Genomic DNA, 11,963 nt, shown 5'->3' with positions numbered 1-11,963 from the left:
CCTCCGTCGTGCTGCCTGCCGTGCGGACCGTCCTGCCGGCTACAGGCGGGCGACGGCCGCCGCCACCCGCTCGTCCGTCGCCGTCAGCGCCACGCGGACGAACATGTCGCCGGCCGTGCCGTAGAAGTCGCCCGGCGCCACCAGGATGCCCAGGTCGGCGAGGTGGGCGACGGTGTCCCAGCAGGACTCGCCCCGGGTCGCCCACAGGTAGAGGCTGGCCTCACTGTGTTCGATGCGGAAGCCGTGCCGCACCAGGGCCTCGCGCAGGGCCGTACGCCGGGCAACGTACCGTTCCCGCTGCTCGCGCACGTGCGTGTCGTCGCCGAGCGCGGCCACGACCGCCGCCTGGGTGGGCGCCGAGGTCATCATGCCGCCGTGCTTGCGGATCTGCAGGAGCGGGCCGAGGACCTCCGGGTCGCCGGCCAGGAAGGCGGCGCGGTAGCCGGCGAGGTTGGAGCGCTTGGAGAGGGAGTGGACGGACACGATCCCCTCGTAGGAGCCGCCGCACACGTCCGGGTGCAGTACGGAGACCGGGTCGGCCTCCCAGCCCAGTTCGAAGTAGCACTCGTCGGAGAAGATCAGCACGCCGTGCTCGCGGGCCCACGCGACCGTCCTGGTCAGCTCCTCCTTGCTCAGCACCCGGCCCGTGGGGTTCGAGGGCGAGTTGAGCCAGAGCAGCTTCAGGTTCGTCGGGTCCAGCTCGGTCGGGTCGTCGTAGACCTCGTACTCGGCGCGGGCCAGCCGGGCGCCCACCTCGTAGGTCGGGTACGCGAGACGCGGGTAGGCGACCTTGTCGCCGGGGCCCAGGCCCAGCTGGGTGGGGAGCCAGGCGACCAGTTCCTTGGAGCCGACGATCGGCAGGACGTGGTGGTGGGTGATGCCCCGGGCGCCCAGTCGCCGTTCGACCCAGCCGGTGAGCGCGTCACGCAGTTCGGGCGTGCCCCAGACGGTCGGGTAGCCCGGCGAGTCGGCGGCCGCGACCAGCGCCTTCTGGATCAGCTCGGGGACCGGGTCCACCGGCGTGCCGACCGACAGGTCGACGATGCCGTCCGGGTGCGCGGCGGCCGTCTTCTTGTACGGCTCCAGCTTGTCCCAGGGGAAGGTGGGGAGGCGGTCGGAGACTGCGGACACGGGATCTCGCTCACTTTCGGGTACGTACCTGCGTACGGCAAACGCCTCGGTCCCGTACGGCGACCACGTGATGCGAGTGATCAGGCCGTACGGGACCGAGGCGGCTCAGGTTCTGCGGGCCGCTCTCAGCCGGTCTGGTTCTGCGGCGGCAGCGCGGCGATGAAGGGGTGATCGCGCTCGATCAGTCCCAGCTTGCTGGCGCCACCGGGCGAGCCGAGCTCGTCGAAGTACTCGACGTTCGCCTTGTAGTAGTCCTTCCACTCCTCCGGAGTGTCGTCCTCGTAGAAGATCGCCTCAACCGGGCAGACCGGCTCACAGGCGCCACAGTCGACACATTCGTCCGGGTGGATGTACAAGGACCGGGAGCCCTCGTAGATGCAGTCGACCGGGCACTCTTCAATGCACGCCTTGTCCTTGACGTCGACACAAGGCTGCGCGATGACGTAGGTCACGCTGTCGTTCCTCCTCGATAGGGCGCTGGCGAGCCGTCTTCAGGCTCCGCCACCTGGCGCGCGGGAGCGCGGCGTCGTCGATGCCCGCACCTAGTATCTCCGTTCCCGGGCATGATCCATACAGGAGGGGTGAACTGACCTGTGGAAATCTCCGCGGCAGGCCGTCTTGAGGTCCGTATTACCACTGCTGACGTGGGCAAACGTGTCTCTGTTCGACGGCTGAACGAAGAAGCTCCCGGAATGGAGAAGTTCACCGACACGGTCGGTGTTCTCACATCATGGGACGAAGACGCCGGTGTGCTCCTGATCACACGGCGGAACGGGGAGCGTGTCCGGGTCCCGGAAACGTCCCTGGTCGCGGGCAAGGTCGTCCCGCCGACCCCCGCCCGTCGCCGAGGTCCCGCCGCTTCGTACGAGGAGCTGGCGCGGGTCTCCGCGCGGGCCTGGCAGCCGGTGGAGAGCGAGCGGCTGGGCGAGTGGGAGCTGCGGGCCGCCTCCGGTTTCACCCGGCGGGCCAACTCGGTGCTGCCGGTCGGCGACCCCGGTCTGCCCCTCGACGAGGCACTGACGGTCGTACGGCGCTGGTACGCCGAGCGGGGCCTGCCCGCCTACGTCCAGACCGCCACCGGCGCGGAGGGCACGCAGGAGCTGCTGTGCGCGGAGCTGGAGGAGCGCGGGTGGACGCGTGAGGTGACGGCCGAGCTGTGGGTCGGGGGGCTGGCGCCCGTCGCCGATCTCGGCACCGGCGCGGCGGACGTCGTGCTGTCCCGGGAGGCCGACGAGGCGTGGCTCGCGCGGTACCAGCGCAAGGGCGTGAGCGACGTGGCCCTGGCGGTGCTGGGAAGCGGGCCTTCCGTGTGGTTCGCGACCGTGCCGGGGGGTGAGGGCGAGGCTCCGGCCGCCATCGGGCGGTGTGTCGTGGACGGGCGCTGGGCCGGGTTCGCCGCCGTCGAGGTGGATCCCGGCAGGCGGCGCCAGGGGCTGGCCTCGGCTGTCATGGCCGCTCTGGCCGTCCGGGCGCTGGAGGAGGGGGCGTCGGCGGCCTGGCTCCAGGTGGAGGCAGACAATGCGGGGGCGCGGGCCCTCTACGCGGGGATGGGGTTCGCGGCGCACCACTCCTACCACCACTATCGATCCGCGTGAGAGGGCAGGGCCTGTCGTGCGTTTCCCCCATCCCCCGCCATATCCTCCGGAGCCCGGACGGTCCGCCGAGCTGCGGCAGCTGTTCGCCGACGAGGCCAGGTCCGGTCGGCCCGACCTGACGACCCTGTGTCTGCTGATGGGCTCGGTCGCGGACAGGGCGCTCGACGAGGCCGGCGTCGACGCCGTGCACATGGAACTCGACCGGCTGGCCGGGCAGTTGCCGTACCGGCCGGGCGGCCCACGTGCCTGGGCGACAGCCCTGCGTGAACTCCTGGGCGAGCGCAACGGGTTCCGGGGCAGCCCAGCCGACTATCAGCGACTGGAGTCCTCGCTGCTGCACGAAGTGCTGGTACGGCGGCGGGGGTTGCCGATTCTGCTGTCCGTGCTGTGGATGGAGGTCGCCCGGCGGGCGGGGGCTCCGGTGCACGGGGTGGCGCTGCCCGGTCACTTCGTCGTGGGGTTCGGGCCGGTCGACGAGCAGGTCCTCGCCGATCCCTTCGACGGAGGGCGGGTGCTGAGCGGGAGCGACGCGGAGTTGCTGGTGGCGGGGGCTACCGGGGAGGCGTTGGAACCGTCGATGCTGATGCCCGCGGATCCGCTGGACGTGATGCTGAGGGTGCTGAACAACGTACGGGCGTGGGGGGCGGCGCGGCCTGAGCGGTCGGAAGTGTCCCTGTGGGCGGTGGAGTTGGCGTTGCTGCTGCCGTCGCATCCGGCCCGGCTGCGGTACGAGCGGGCTCAGTTGCTGGTGCGGCGGGGGGAGTTCGTGGCGGGGGCGGCGGAGCTTGAGGGGTACGCGGAGATCGTGTCCACGTTTGATCCGCCTGCGGCGGAGCGGATGCGGGGGCAGGCGAGAGCTGCTCGGGCGCGGTTGAACTGAGGTGGTTTTTCGGGTGCGGGTGCGTTGTGGCTGGTCGCGCCCACGCGGCGGAGCCGCACATGGATACAGCCCCGCGCCCCTAGGTCCGCTCCCGCGAGGTCCCTTACAACCAGCCCTTCTCTCTCGCTATCCGTACCGCTTCCGTCCTGTTTCTTGCCGTCAGTTTCTGGATGGCTGTGGAGAGGTAGTTGCGGACCGTGCCCTGGGAGAGGTGCAGGGTCGTCGCCAGTTCGGCGTTCGTCGCGCCGTCCGCCGCCGCGCGGAGAACCTCGCGTTCGCGGTCCGTCAGGGGGTTGGCGCCGTCCGCCAGTGCGGCTGCCGCCAGCGTCGGGTCGATGACGCGCTCCCCGGCCAGCACCTTGCGTACCGCTGCCGCGAGTTGGGCGGCGGGGGCGTCCTTGACCAGGAAGGCGTCGGCCCCGGACTCCATGGCGGCGCGGAGGTAGCCGGGGCGGCCGAAGGTGGTGAGGATGACCAGCTTCAGGGACGGGAACTCCCGGTGGAGCTGGGCCGCCGCCTCGATGCCTGTCGCGCCCGGCATCTCGATGTCCAGAAGGGCCACGTCCAGGTCGGCGTGGGCACGGGCGGCCTGCAACACCTCGTCGCCGCGCGCCACTTGGGTCACGACCTCGATGTCGGGCTCCAGGCCGAGCAGCGCGGCCAGTGCCTCGCGGACCATCGACTGGTCCTCCGCCAACAGGACCTTGATCATGCGGGTCATGAAGCGGATCCTACGTCCGCCGCAGCCGACGCCGTGCCCATCGGTACCCGCGCCACCAGCCGGAAGCCGCGTTTCGTACGGGACGTCTCCAGGGAGCCGCCCGCCTTCTCCAGGCGTTCCGCGAGGCCGGTGAGACCGTTGCCGGGGGTACCGGCCGAGCCGCCGCCCGAGCCGTCGTCCTCGACGGAGAGTTCGAGCACCGGGCCGTCCAGGGTCTGCCGGCTCAGCACCTCCACCGTGCAGCGGCCGGCCCCGCTGTGCCGTACGACGTTCGTCACCGCCTCGCGCAGCGCCCAGGCGAGGGCGGCTTCCGCGTCCTCGTCGACGTCGGCGTCGGCCGCGACAGCGTCCTCCGGAAGGGCCGCCGCGATGCCCGCCGCCGTCAACGCGACCTGTGCGCCCGCCAGTTCACCGGCCAGCCGGGGGCGACGGTAGCCGCTGACCGCCTCACGTACGTCGACCAGTGCCTGGCGGCTCACCTGTTCGATGTCGGCCACCTGCTGCGCCGCCTTCTCGGGGTGGGCGGGGAGCATCCGGCCCGCCAGTTCGCTCTTCAGGGTGATCAGGGAGAGGGAGTGGCCCAGCAGGTCGTGCAGGTCCCGTGCCAGCCGCAGCCGTTCCTCGTTCGCCGCGAGCTGGGCGACCGTGGCCCGGGCCTCCCTCAACTCGATGGTCGTACGCACGAGTTGCCGTACGCCCGCCATCGCGGCGCCGCCGAGCAGGGCCGGGACGATGAGGCCGGCCAGATAGGAGTGGCCGCCGGGGACCGCCAGCGCGACGGCCGTCATCAGGGCCGCGTTGGCGGCGATCGCCCAGCGGGACATACGGAGCGGCAGGGCGGCGCCGGACGAGGTGGACACGTACACGAACAGGACCAGCCACTCGCGGCCCAGGGAGAGGGCCAGGACGGTCGACTGGACCGCGAGGAGCGCCAGGGAGACCACCACCAGGCGGGTCGTCTCGCCGCGGCCGGTGCGGAAGACCAGGGCCGCGTAGTAGGCGACGAAGACCACCAGGCCCAGCCAGCCGAGGAACTGCGCGCCCGTGCTGTGGCCGCCGTGGAGGAGGTCGTCGGCCGGGGCGCCCAGGTAGGCGAGCCAGACCCCGATCCACAGGGACTTCATCACCCGTGTCCTACGGGTCGTCGGGCGCTGTCCGATGCCGATGCCGCTCACGCCTTCAGCGTGTCCTTCCGGTACAGCCAGGCCGCGCCGCCCGCGAAGAGGACGAACGAGACGGCCAGGATGGCCACATCCTTCAACTGCGGGGCGTCACCCAGTTCGATGGACCGCCCCAGGGCAGCGTACGCGTGCGTGGGCAGCCACTTCGCGATGTCCTGGAGCCAGTCGGGGAAGGTCGTCGTCGGCATCCACAGGCCGCCGAGCATGGAGAGGCCGAAATAGACGATCATCGTGATCGGGCGGACCGCGTCCCCGCTCGCGAGATAGCCGATGGCGACCCCGAGCGCGGCGAAGACCAGGCTGCCGACCCAGATCGCCCCGGTGAGCGCCAGCCACTTCCAGGCGTCCAGGCGTACGTCCTTCACGGCCGCCGCGACGACGAAGACGATCACGATCGACGGAAGGCTGATCACGGCCGCGCTCGCCGTCTTCGCCAGCACATAGCCGCGGCCGGGCAGCGGGGTGAGCCTCAACTGCCGTACCCAGCCGCTCTCGCGCTCCTTGGCGATGCGTTCGCTGTTGCCCATCAGGACGGCCGTCAGGGCGCCGAAGGAGGCCATGGAGACCATGAAGAAGGTCGGCAGGTTGAGATCGGTCCCCGTCACCTTCGTGGTGCTGTCGGCGCTGCCCGCGATGAGCAGGAACAGGGCGGAGGGGTAGATCACCGAGAAGAACAGGAACTTGCGGTTGCGCAGGGCCCGGGTGATTTCGAGTCGGATGAGGTCGTTCATGCTGTGCGCGCCTCCTCGGCTGCGGCGGTGAGGGTGACGAACGCCTGTTCAAGGCCCAGGCCGGCCACTTCGAGGTTGCGCGGGTAGAGGCCGAGCCCGTACACGGCGTGGACGGTCGCGTCGGCGTCGGAGGACTGGATGCGGACGGTCTGCCCGGACACGTCGAGGGCGGTGAGGAAGGGCAGGGCCCGCAGGACCTCCTCCTCCACGGGAGACTCCCCGGTCTCCCCTGTCCTGCCGGGCTCCAGGTCGAAGGAGATCCGGCGCGCGCCCGCCTTCGCCTTGATCTCGGCGGCCGTGCCGTCGGCCAGCAGGCGGCCCCGGTGCAGGACGAGGACGCGGTCCGCTATCGCGTCCGCCTCCTCCAGGTAGTGGGTGGCGAACAGGACCGTACGGCCCTGGTCCGCCTGCTCGCGCATGGTCGCCCAGAAGGCCTGGCGGGCGGTGACGTCCATGCCGGTCGTGGGCTCGTCCAGGACGATCAGGGCGCTGTCCCCGGCCGTGGCGAGCGCGAACCGGACGCGCTGCTCCTGGCCGCCGGACAGCTTGTTGACCTTGCGGTCGGCGAGCTGGGTGATCCCGGCCCGGGAGAGGACCTCACCGACCGGGAAGGGGCGCGGGTGCAGGGCGCACACCAGCGACACGAGTTCGCGGACGGTGACCTCGTCCATCAGGCCGCCGCTCTGCAGCATGGCGCCGACGTGTCCGCCCACGATGGCCTCGCGGGGGCTCTGGCCGAGGACACGGACCGTGCCGCTGTCGGGCTGCTTGAGGCCGAGGAGCAGGTCGAGGGTGGTCGACTTGCCGGCGCCGTTGGGGCCCAGCAGGGCCACGGTCTCACCGGGCCGGAGGGTGAGCGCGAGCCCGTCGACGGCCCGTACCTCGCCGTAGCTCTTCGTGACCTGGTCGAACTCGACCACGGTGGTGGTTTCCATGAGGTCCATCGTGGCCGTGGGCCAGGTCCGCCCGGCAGTGCCGGGGGTCCTGACTCGCGGATGACAGATGTCATGCGCGGGACGGTCGTACGGGGGTGACCTGCCCGTACGCCGGAAGGGCGCCCGATGTCTCCGGGCGCCCTTCCTTACGTGCCTTGCCGTGCTGCCGAGCGGTTACGTCGGGTTGGTCTCGATGATGCCCACCCGGTTGGTCGTGCTGACCAGGGCCGGGCGCATCGCGCCGATGACGTCCTCGACGGTGACCGGCGTCTTGTTGCCGTTGCCGCGGGCGATGAGGACCTGGTCGAAGAGGCCGCCGTACAGCTCCTTGAGCGCGACCTTGTCGTACGCCTCGACGAGTGTGCCGTTGACCGGCTTCACCTGGAGGAACTTCCACAGCGAGTTCTTCGGGCTGAACTCCACGCTCGGCGCGCCGGTCTCCACGCGGACGGTGACGTTGGCGGACATCGCCGGGGTGGCGAACTTCTTCATCATGCGGTCGACCTCGGCGTTCGAGATCGTCGGCTCCTGCGTCTTGGTGGGGACCTGGACCGGTGTGCTCGTGCCGCTCTCCACCTGGCTGCGGTAGGCGTTCTCGACCGACTGGGCGGCCGCGGCGGCGTCGATGCCCTTGCCCGCCTTGCCGTAGACGGCGACGGCCTTGCCGGACACGAACTTGATCGTGCCGTCGCTCGCCGAGCTGGCTCCGCCCGCCACCCGCTGGAGTGCGGCGGCGAGCTTCTCCTCGTCGACCGGCATGACGGGTTCGACGACCCGCTGCTGCCCGAAGAGCGAGCCGACCACCGACATCGGGTTGTAGTCGCTGACGGCCGCCGCCCGGACCGTGGCCTGGGTGTCGAACTGGAGCCCGGCCTGGTCCGGCCTGAGGTCGACCGTCCTGCCGTCGACGGACAGCTTCAGCGGCTGGTTCATCCGGTCGTCGAAGGCGTCGTCGAGCTTCTTGACGGCGTCGTCCCGGGTGCCGCCGCCGATGTCGACGCCGAACACGGTGGTGCCCTTGGGCACGTCGGAGTGGTTCATCAGCAGCCCGGCCCCGTAGGCGCCACCGGCGATGAGGAAGACGGCGACGACCAGCAGCGTCAGCTTGCTGCGGCCCTTCTTCGCCTTCTTGCCCTTCTTGGGCGCGGCAGCGGCGGGCGTGCTCGGCGACACCGGCTCGGGCAGCTTCGGCGGGGTGTGCGGAAGCGGTCCGTCGGAGTGCGTGCCGGGCCCGAACGGGGAGTTCCGGTCGGTCGGCACGACGGGCATGCCGCTGGTGAGGGTGGAGCTGGAGATGTTGTCCACGGAGCCGCCGTAGCCGCCGACGCCACCGGCGCCGCCCGGGCCGGGGGCGTGCTTCTGCGGGGTCAGGATCGCGGTGTCGTCGCTGAGCCCACCGGCGAGCCGGCCCGTGCCGGAGACACTGGCGGCGGAGGGGTTGCCCGCGACGGGCGGGATGGCCGGGCCGTCTCCGGTGACCGGACCGCCGGTCGGACCGGCGGGGCCGCGTCGGCCCGGACCACCGGGCCCACCGAAGCCGTTCTGACCGTTCTGGCCGTTCTGGCCGTTCTGGCCGTTCTGGCCGCCGAAGTCACCGAAGTCGTTGGGCGCGGTGAAATCGTTGGGCGCGGTGAAGTCGTTCTGGGCCGAGAAGTCGTGCTGGGGACCGAATCCGCCGGCCTGCCCGCCGAAACCACTCTGCCCGCTCTGCCCGTTGGGGCCGCCTTGCCCGGCGGGGCCGCCCAGACCGTTCGCGCCGGCCTGGCCGCCCTGCCCGTTGTCCGAGAAGAACGGCACTTCGTCGCGTCGCGGTTCACCACGGCCGTCGGCAGGCCCGCTGCCTGCGCCCGGACCACCCTGGGTACGAGGGCTGCTGCCGCCCGGCGGATAGGAAGACCCGCCCGCCGGTCCCGCGCCGACCGCGAACGCACCGGTCACGTCGAAGGAACCGGTGCCGCCACCGTGCCCCGGCGCCACGGGACCGGCGCCGGTGGCGCCGGGGAGCCCGGCACCCTTCGTACCGCCGCCGCTGCTGGGACCACCGGCGGCGCGGGGACCGCCCGCGTTGCCCGCGGCGCCCATGACGCCCAGGCCGGGGCGCGAAGAGCCCGTGGAACCGCCGCTGTTGGGACTGCCGGGGCGTGAAGCACCCGCCGGTCCCGTGCCGTTGGGGCCGCCGGGACGGGGGCCCGCAGGGGCGGGACCCGAAGCGCCGGGGATACCAGCCCCGTTGCTCGCGCCGCCACCCGGACCGCCCGCGGGCGCACCGGACTTGCGCGGCGCGAACCAGTCGCTGGTCTTCTCCCCGGGCTGGCCCGGAGCTTCGGCGGAGGGCTCCGCGACACCGTTGGACGGGGGCGCGTCCGGCGTTCTGCCGTCGCCTCCCGGCTGGGGCCGCCTGTGGGTCCCGGTGGTCTCGGAGGACTCGGTGTCCGCGACGGGCGTCCGGACGACGACCGGCGGAATCGGCCGGGATCCGGGGATGTTGATCCGGATCCGGGTCGTCAGCGTGGTCTCGGTCTTGGGCCCGTCCGGCTCCGCGGCCGAACGGCCCGCGTCCGCACCGCCGTCGGACGCCATGGGCGTGCCGTACGGCGGTGTCCCCGAGGGGTAGGCGGCACCTCCGCGCCCGTTGGGCCCGGAGGACGGACTGTCAGTTTCACGACTCAAGGCAGGTTCTCCCGGTTGGCTCCGCCGCCCGACGCGACCTCACGCGGGCAGCTCGGCGGCGCGCACCACCATACTGGCCACGTCTGGCGCGTATCCCACGACCGCCGGAGAAACCATCACTGGACCCCCACGCGATTGCGGCGGCGAAGTAGTACGTCACTTGCCAAGTCGGACGGCGGGACCGTCCGGTTGCCGCGTTCGGGCGAGCGTGGCACACATCACAGCGACAGCCATACCGCCGAGAAGGAAGAGGTACGAGCCGACTCCTGCGGCGAACAGGAAGTCCCCCTCCGGGCGGCTGGCGGTGAGCAGGACGACGGCGACCATCCAGCCGACCGCGGGCGCGACCGCCCCGGCGCGCGTACCGACGGCACGCGCCCCGCCGAGGAACAGCCCGGCCGCCCCGCCCAGCGCGAGCAGCAGCCCGCCCGGGAACCACGCGGCCTGCACGAGCGCGCCTGCGGCCCCCACGAGGGCCCCGAGGACGAGGAGCCCCAGGAAGCCCACCGCACGCCCCGCAGAGGGCGCCACGAGCGGCTGGGCCAGCACACTGCCGCCCCCTGCCGCGGCCTTCCCCCGGGCTTCACCCGAGGGTGCCTTCCCGTTCGCACTCATCGCGCACCACCCTCCCCGTTCGCTGCGATCCCGTCGAACAGATCGGTCTCACGCAGAGAAATACGCTCATCACCATCACCGCGCTCAACGTGCTCACCACGTACCAATTCGTAGTACTCGTCCACGAAGAGCGGCTGGGCCTGCTGGTTGGAGAGGACGAACCAGGGCTCGGCCACCTCGATCTGCGTGGCGTGGGCGCACATCGCGGCGGCCTTCGCGGCGGCGTACGCGGTGCCGTCGACGGCCGTCGTAATGCGTTCCTCGTCCACGACACCCGGTACGTCGTCGATCGTCCCGGCCTTGACGAAGGGCAACCCGGGCAGCGCCTCCCGAAGCCGGGCGAAGCCCTCCTCGGCGACCGGGCGGGGCACCCGGTTCCAGTACACCTTGGCCACACTCCAGCCGGCCTCGGCGGCCAGCTCCACCGCGCGCATGGCGACACGGTGTGCCTGGATGTGGTCGGGGTGGCCGTATCCGCCGTCGGGGTCGTACGTCACGACGACCTGGGGCCTGACTTCGAGAATCACCTCGACGAGGTACCCGGCCGCCTCGTCGACGTCCGCCTGCCAGAAGCAGCCGGGGTCGTCGTTGTCGGCGAGCCCCATCATCCCGGAGTCCCTGTACCTGCCCGGCCCACCGAGCAGCCGGTGATCGGCGACACCGAGGGCGCTCATCGCCTGGGTCAGCTCCCTCAGCCGGTACTCGCCAAGAGCGGCCCCGGTGAGATGCGCGAGCCCGGGCGGAATGACCTCACCGAGCTCACCGAGGGTGCAGGTGACGAGAGTCACCAGGGCTCCCTCGGCCGTGTACCGGGCCATGGTCGCGCCGTTGTTGATCGACTCGTCGTCCGGGTGCGCGTGCACCAGAAGCAGACGCCGGTCGGGCAGTTCCGTCATGGGGTCAGCCTACGAGGCGCGGGGGGCGGGGCTGATGTCGCCTGCCTGGGGGTCACTCCTCTGGATAACGCGGCAGGCCGGTCGTCGGGATCGTCCAGGACGGCGCCGGTGCCGGTGCGAGGGTCGAAGATCGCGTAGGTGGGGATGCCGATCAGGGGATAGTCGCGCATCTTGCCGAGCCAGTCGTTGGCCGGGTTCGAGCTGGACACGACCTCGATCGCGGCGATGAGGGTACGGGGGTCGAACGCACCCTGACCCTCCATGCCCCTCTCGGCGATCAGCATGACGTCGGGGCGGCGCATGATCCCCTCGGATTCATCCTCCACGTCCGGGGTCCCGGTGTGAGCCACGAGCCCTTCCGGCATGATCTGCAAGCCGTCTCCGCAGGCGCGCCACAGTCAGTTCATGGGAGATGCTCCGCTGTCCGTGCCGGTGGTCTTCGACGGCCACGAGGGCCGCGCGCAGAGCGTCTGGGGTGTGCTCGGGACGGGGGATCAGCTCGTGTCCATGGTCAGACTGGGTGCTCATCGTGTCCTCCTGGGGATGCCCCCGCCAGCGTATCGAGCCAGAGCGGCGGCCGAGCGAGCCTCGGGAGGGGGCGGCCAACG

11 protein-coding genes and 1 pseudogene are annotated in these 11,963 nt (G+C 71.6%); 2 read left to right on the top strand and 10 right to left on the bottom strand.

Translation table 11 applies throughout. The features are described from left to right. Window positions 1-39: 39 nt before the first annotated feature. Both STRTUCAR8_RS11055 and fdxA read right to left on the bottom strand, forming a co-directional pair. Window positions 40-1,131: a bifunctional succinyldiaminopimelate transaminase/glutamate-prephenate aminotransferase gene (locus tag STRTUCAR8_RS11055; RefSeq protein WP_006375736.1), complete on the bottom strand. Its 1,092-nt coding sequence runs from the start codon at window positions 1,129-1,131 to the stop codon at window positions 40-42. 125 nt (window positions 1,132-1,256) lie between these two features. Further along, entirely contained in the window at window positions 1,257-1,583 is a 327-nt protein-coding gene (fdxA, locus tag STRTUCAR8_RS11050; RefSeq protein WP_006375731.1) for a ferredoxin, read from the bottom strand. A 141-nt stretch (window positions 1,584-1,724) separates the two neighbouring features. On the opposite strand from fdxA, the gene STRTUCAR8_RS11045 reads away from it, so the two are divergent. Beyond that, the gene (locus tag STRTUCAR8_RS11045; RefSeq protein ID WP_044472004.1) at window positions 1,725-2,726 is read left to right on the top strand and encodes a GNAT family N-acetyltransferase; all 1,002 of its coding nucleotides are present in this window, start codon (window positions 1,725-1,727) and stop codon (window positions 2,724-2,726) included. Window positions 2,727-2,742: 16 nt separating this feature from the next. Then, complete coding sequence (locus STRTUCAR8_RS11040; protein WP_006375699.1) at window positions 2,743-3,606, top strand: transglutaminase family protein; 864 nt, start codon at window positions 2,743-2,745, stop codon at window positions 3,604-3,606. A 103-nt stretch (window positions 3,607-3,709) separates the two neighbouring features. Here STRTUCAR8_RS11040 and STRTUCAR8_RS11035 read toward each other — a convergent pair whose 3' ends face one another. The 8 genes and pseudogenes from STRTUCAR8_RS11035 to STRTUCAR8_RS55600 all read right to left on the bottom strand — a co-directional run. Further along, the gene (locus STRTUCAR8_RS11035; protein ID WP_044472003.1) at window positions 3,710-4,327 is read right to left on the bottom strand and encodes a response regulator transcription factor; all 618 of its coding nucleotides are present in this window, start codon (window positions 4,325-4,327) and stop codon (window positions 3,710-3,712) included. Continuing rightward, window positions 4,324-5,502: a sensor histidine kinase gene (locus STRTUCAR8_RS11030; protein WP_006375706.1), complete on the bottom strand. Its 1,179-nt coding sequence runs from the start codon at window positions 5,500-5,502 to the stop codon at window positions 4,324-4,326. The genes STRTUCAR8_RS11035 and STRTUCAR8_RS11030 overlap by 4 nt, the downstream gene beginning before the upstream one ends. After that, a complete protein-coding gene (locus STRTUCAR8_RS11025) occupies window positions 5,499-6,239 on the bottom strand; it encodes an ABC transporter permease (protein ID WP_006375724.1) in 741 nt (246 codons plus the stop codon). The genes STRTUCAR8_RS11030 and STRTUCAR8_RS11025 overlap by 4 nt, the downstream gene beginning before the upstream one ends. After that, complete coding sequence (locus STRTUCAR8_RS11020; protein ID WP_044472009.1) at window positions 6,236-7,174, bottom strand: ABC transporter ATP-binding protein; 939 nt, start codon at window positions 7,172-7,174, stop codon at window positions 6,236-6,238. The genes STRTUCAR8_RS11025 and STRTUCAR8_RS11020 overlap by 4 nt, the downstream gene beginning before the upstream one ends. Window positions 7,175-7,348: 174 nt before the next feature. Then, window positions 7,349-9,844: a hypothetical protein gene (locus STRTUCAR8_RS11015; protein ID WP_044472002.1), complete on the bottom strand. Its 2,496-nt coding sequence runs from the start codon at window positions 9,842-9,844 to the stop codon at window positions 7,349-7,351. A gap of 156 nt (window positions 9,845-10,000) precedes the next feature. After that, a complete protein-coding gene (locus tag STRTUCAR8_RS11010; protein WP_234372514.1) occupies window positions 10,001-10,459 on the bottom strand; it encodes a DUF6113 family protein in 459 nt (152 codons plus the stop codon). After that, a complete protein-coding gene (mshB, locus tag STRTUCAR8_RS11005) occupies window positions 10,456-11,355 on the bottom strand; it encodes an N-acetyl-1-D-myo-inositol-2-amino-2-deoxy-alpha-D-glucopyranoside deacetylase (protein WP_006375701.1) in 900 nt (299 codons plus the stop codon). The genes STRTUCAR8_RS11010 and mshB overlap by 4 nt, the downstream gene beginning before the upstream one ends. Before the next feature lie 35 nt (window positions 11,356-11,390). After that, window positions 11,391-11,883: pseudogene (locus tag STRTUCAR8_RS55600) on the bottom strand (Uma2 family endonuclease); the annotation flags it as partial. Between the last annotated feature and the right edge of the window lie 80 nt (window positions 11,884-11,963).

The organism is Streptomyces turgidiscabies Car8 (assembly GCF_000331005.1).
GTDB lineage: Bacteria > Actinomycetota > Actinomycetes > Streptomycetales > Streptomycetaceae > Streptomyces > Streptomyces turgidiscabies.
The sequence above is the reverse complement of the archived record's forward strand: the minus strand, read 5'-3'. Positions and strand labels throughout refer to the sequence as shown.

Excerpts from the sequence above, each read along its gene's own strand:
- STRTUCAR8_RS11025 (WP_006375724.1), bottom strand. The coding sequence starts at position 6,239 with ATGAACGACCTCATCCGACTCGAAATCACCCGGGCCCTGCGCAACCGC.
- STRTUCAR8_RS11035 (WP_044472003.1), bottom strand. The coding sequence starts at position 4,327 with ATGACCCGCATGATCAAGGTCCTGTTGGCGGAGGACCAGTCGATGGTC.
- STRTUCAR8_RS11020 (WP_044472009.1), bottom strand. The coding sequence starts at position 7,174 with ATGGAAACCACCACCGTGGTCGAGTTCGACCAGGTCACGAAGAGCTAC.
- mshB (WP_006375701.1), bottom strand. The coding sequence starts at position 11,355 with ATGACGGAACTGCCCGACCGGCGTCTGCTTCTGGTGCACGCGCACCCG.
- STRTUCAR8_RS11010 (WP_234372514.1), bottom strand. The coding sequence starts at position 10,459 with ATGAGTGCGAACGGGAAGGCACCCTCGGGTGAAGCCCGGGGGAAGGCC.